This window comes from Photorhabdus sp. RM71S, assembly GCF_042879355.1.
Taxonomy (GTDB): domain Bacteria; phylum Pseudomonadota; class Gammaproteobacteria; order Enterobacterales; family Enterobacteriaceae; genus Photorhabdus; species Photorhabdus kayaii.
On sequence record NZ_JBHFKV010000104.1, the window covers coordinates 1 to 3,480 of the forward strand.

Below are 3,480 nucleotides of genomic sequence, written 5' to 3' on the forward strand. Positions count from 1 at the left end.
ATGGAAGAGAGAGATCTTAACGTTTTAATGAGAGAAATGCCTATAAAAAGTCATATTTTGATTTTTATTTAACTAAAATAACCTTATTAAAAATGTGAGATCTCACCCTGCTACAACAGATGATATTGTTGAGGATTGGCGTAATACCTTATTTAATACATGAGTAGAAACATTCTCTGGTGGAAACCCCATCTGTAAACTCTGACTTTCTTCATATTTTTCCTGACTCACTACATTAGCATCATCAATAATAGAAAATGCTTTAAAATCATTTTTTTGGTTCATACACCTTCCTTAAATCAAATAATGCTATACCCGTTATCTTTCAAGTTGCCTCTTTGTTGGCTGCACTCGTTCACCCCGGTCACATCGTTATCTATGCTCCCGGGGATTCACTCCCTTGCCGTCGCGATGCATCTTGAAATCCATAGGGTATATTTCATAATCAATATATTTAAATCATTGTAAAAATAATCCCCTTGCAACTCATGCCAATCAAAGTCTAGTTTAGAAAAATAATAATGTGTTGTTCTTATTCCTTATAAGGTTAACTAATTTTGTATAATTGGTTACAATAAGCAATTCAATATCAAGCAGTTACTATTCTCTCCCCTCTTTCATTTCTTACTACAATTTTTTTATTTCAGGTTATAGACTGAATCTCTTTCAGTGTAGCAATGAAGTGTTTCATTTTCTTGTTGTAACAATTCTGCTTGTTGTTGTTTTGCATCGTTGATTTGATGAGATTTTAAGAGGTTTTTATCAACTATCCATTCTTTTCCAATCCATATCTTCCTGCAACTCCTTCTATATTTAAGTTTCAGGGTAAAATTTCAGAAAATCAGGAAGTTCATTGATACTAAGGTGAGGATAGTGCTTTCTCTTGTGCTTGCCTTTACTAATAGATACAAGCTACCACCATCAGATAGCTTCATAAATTCCCTCACAGCTATAGAGGTACATTGAATAGATACGGGTAGACAAGAGTAGAGCCTGGTCTGGGATATTTCTTTAATTTTATTGGAAAAGTAGAATTTACAAGATGTGAGTAGAAGCAGAAGTGGCGGAGGAGGAGAGATTCGAACTCTCGGATGGTTTCCCATCGGCGGTTTTCAAGACCGCTGCCTTAAGCCGCTCGGCCACCCCTCCGCAATGGCGTGCACTATAAACAGCACCGAAACAGATGTAAAGTCTCCTTCTGTTCGATTGCCGTAAATTTACCCTTTTTCACTATCGTTGGCTTATTTTATCCGCATATGTGCATACTATCCTTGGGTACAGAAGTGATTTTTGCTAAATTACGGCTACTTTTCTTTGATGGTTATTAATGATTATGTTGGTATTCGAAGGTCAAGAAATCGAAACCGATGCGCAAGGTTATCTGAAAAACAGTAGTGACTGGCAGGAAGCAATAGCTTTACTCCTCGCCGAACAAGAAGAAATCACTTTGACTGAACAGCATTGGGAAGTCATTCGTTTTATCCGGGAATTTTATAAGGAGTTTAATACATCCCCGGCTATCCGTATGTTAGTAAAAGCAATCGCACAAAAGTATGGCGAAGAAAAAGGCAATAGCCGCTACCTTTACCGTCTGTTTCCCAAAGGGCCGGCAAAACAGGCAACTAAAATTGCCGGACTGCCGAAACCGGTAAAATGTATCTGATCAATAATCCAGCTCAGTGGCGGACACTAAAATCTGCAACATCCTCCACTGCGCAGGGGTGAGAAGAAAGGTTATCTATTTGTGCTCCGGGTGGACCACCCTGTTCCAGCCAATGGGTTAATTTATTTAGTTGTTCACTGTCACCATAAGCTACGATTTTGACACTACCGTCATGCAAATTACAGACATAACCTGCCAGCTTATTAAATTTCGCCCAACGAAAAGTTTGATAGCGGAATCCAACTCCCTGAACCCGGCCATAAACATAAATTGTTATCCCATATTTAATCATAATTACCCCCTATCAACCCAATCACCTTGCGGTATCGCTCACATATATAGTTAAGCACACGACTGTTGGTTGTATTTTATATTTACTACCGCTAACCTGAAATAGATGAAGTCACACTCGCAATTAAAGCAAAAAAAGACTTCAACCACCGGGTACGGCTCTTGTAATTCACCTTACTGCCCTTATATCAATGTCAATACAAGACTTCTTTGGAGGTGACTATGATTATCGCCAGCAAATTCGGTATCGGCCAACAAGTACGTCACAAGCTTCTGGGTTATTTGGGAGTCATCGTGGATATTGATGTGGAATACTCTCTGGAGCAACCCCAAGAGGATGACATTGCATCTAATGCTACCCTGCGTTCCGCTCCCTGGTATCACGTTGTGATGGAAGATGACAATGGTCAACCTGTACATACTTATTTGGCTGAAGCACAATTAGCCTATGAAACATCCGATGAACATCCAGAGCAACCTTCTCTCGATGAGCTAGCAGAATCCATCCGCAATCAGCTATTGGCCCCAAGGCTGCGCAATTAATCCTCCATTTATACCTAAACAACCTAGGGCAGTTATCGTGTTTTAAGCTGCCTGTACGGCAGTGCACAGCACACAACATGCGCAACAAGCAAATGGAATTTTCTAAGCTGCCTGTACGGCAGTGCACTGTTACATATTAACCTTAAGTTGCTGACTGTTAAAGAATATAGTGATAAAAAATGAAAAAACCCTTTTTTTAGGAGATATCTAATTTTCTTTTTAAATCAATAAATTATTTTTTGATGATAAAAAAGGGTCAAAACTGAGGTACAGCAAAAGCACCATATCTTATAGCAATAAAAGTGTAGATTCTGGCAAAATTTAGTAGCCATAAGAGCAATTAAAATTGCCTTAACATATTGTAATAACTGTGAAAGTAGATTTTATAAGATGTCTAGAAAAATAAACTCAATATCCAACTCAGACACGATTTGAACTCTTGGAACCCAGACACCGCTTCTCATCCAACACTTTAAGTTTGCATTAGATATTAGTGCCAAGGCTCCATTCATCCATTGATTAGAAACCAAATAACTACAAGCTGAAAAATATTATTTTTCGAGTCCTAATCTTGGAATTTCAATTTTTGGGCAACGATCCATAACAACATCCAGACCTGCTTCCTCTGCCAACACTTTTGCCTGCTCATTAATTACACCAAGTTGCAACCAAAGAACGTTTGCCTTGATATCTATAGCTTCTTGCGCAATGTCATATGCAGCTTCAGCATTACGGAACACATCAACCATATCAACAACTTGTGAAATATCTGCCAGTTGTGCATACACTCGTTGCCCAAGCAGTGTTTGTCCGGCAAGCTTCGGGCTGACAGGAATCACCTGATAGCCTTGTTCCAGTAAATAAGCCATAACTTTACCTGATTATCACTTAAATTCAGCTCCCATAGGCGTATACTCAAAATAAGTCTGTGTGGAGGTAAATGAAAATGGCTAAAAATCAGATTCAATTCCAAAAAGGCATTT

3 protein-coding genes, 1 tRNA gene and 2 pseudogenes are annotated in these 3,480 nt (G+C 38.6%); 2 read left to right on the forward strand and 4 right to left on the reverse strand.

Annotated features, from left to right (window positions below):
• Positions 1-108: 108 nt before the first annotated feature.
• Together ACGF5R_RS23625 and ACGF5R_RS23630 are read right to left on the reverse strand one after the other, a co-directional pair.
• Positions 109-285, reverse strand: a pseudogene (locus tag ACGF5R_RS23625) (phage tail protein); the annotation flags it as partial.
• 776 nt (positions 286-1,061) lie between these two features.
• Positions 1,062-1,149 (reverse strand) — tRNA-Ser (locus ACGF5R_RS23630).
• A 184-nt stretch (positions 1,150-1,333) separates the two neighbouring features.
• Between ACGF5R_RS23630 and tusE the strand changes: the two genes are divergently transcribed.
• The gene (gene tusE, locus ACGF5R_RS23635; RefSeq protein WP_036783230.1) at positions 1,334-1,663 is read left to right on the forward strand and encodes a sulfurtransferase TusE; all 330 of its coding nucleotides are present in this window, start codon (positions 1,334-1,336) and stop codon (positions 1,661-1,663) included.
• Between the two features lie 13 nt (positions 1,664-1,676).
• Here the strand turns inward: tusE and yccX are convergent, their stop codons facing one another.
• Positions 1,677-1,955, reverse strand: coding sequence for an acylphosphatase (yccX, locus tag ACGF5R_RS23640; protein WP_112877861.1), 279 nt, complete (start codon positions 1,953-1,955; stop codon positions 1,677-1,679).
• Positions 1,956-2,176: 221 nt separating this feature from the next.
• Between yccX and hspQ the strand changes: the two genes are divergently transcribed.
• Positions 2,177-2,497 carry a heat shock protein HspQ gene (hspQ, locus tag ACGF5R_RS23645; protein ID WP_036807155.1) on the forward strand — a complete coding sequence of 107 codons (321 nt, stop codon included), beginning with the start codon at positions 2,177-2,179 and terminating at the stop codon, positions 2,495-2,497.
• A gap of 551 nt (positions 2,498-3,048) precedes the next feature.
• Here hspQ and ACGF5R_RS23650 read toward each other — a convergent pair.
• Positions 3,049-3,369: pseudogene (locus tag ACGF5R_RS23650) on the reverse strand (CoA-binding protein); the annotation flags it as partial.
• Between the last annotated feature and the right edge of the window lie 111 nt (positions 3,370-3,480).

Bases quoted from the DNA above. Each gene is read 5' to 3' on its own strand.
- tusE (WP_036783230.1), top strand. From the start codon at position 1,334: ATGTTGGTATTCGAAGGTCAAGAAATCGAAACCGATGCGCAAGGTTAT.
- yccX (WP_112877861.1), bottom strand. From the start codon at position 1,955: ATGATTAAATATGGGATAACAATTTATGTTTATGGCCGGGTTCAGGGA.
- hspQ (WP_036807155.1), top strand. From the start codon at position 2,177: ATGATTATCGCCAGCAAATTCGGTATCGGCCAACAAGTACGTCACAAG.